General features: G+C 81.6%; 1 protein-coding gene. It reads left to right on the top strand.

Features of this window, described 5'->3' with window-relative positions; genetic code table 11:
- Positions 1-294: DUF2398 family protein (locus LO771_RS30315; protein ID WP_374228283.1), on the top strand; the 294-nt coding region annotated here is incomplete at both ends.

Below are 294 nucleotides of genomic sequence, written 5' to 3' on the forward strand. Positions count from 1 at the left end.
CCCGGCCGCGGACGGCGCCGCCGACGACGCCCCCGCCGTGGAGCTGCGGGCGGCCGCCCGCCTGCTGCTCGCCCATCCGCTCGTCACCGCCGCCGGTCCGTGGGGCGCCAGCCTGCCGCCGATACGCCGCCACGCGGACGCACTCGCCCAGCGGTTCGAGCGCCTCCTCGGCTACCGGCTGCTGGTCGGCGACGGTGCGGCCCGGCTCGTCAAGGCCGGGCTGGGCACCGGGTCCGGCCGCTGCCTGCGCCGCCCCTGCGGCACGCCCGTCCCGCCCCGCTCGTACGCCGCCCT

This window comes from Streptacidiphilus sp. ASG 303 (assembly GCF_020991365.1).
In the GTDB taxonomy this organism is placed as follows: domain Bacteria; phylum Actinomycetota; class Actinomycetes; order Streptomycetales; family Streptomycetaceae; genus Peterkaempfera.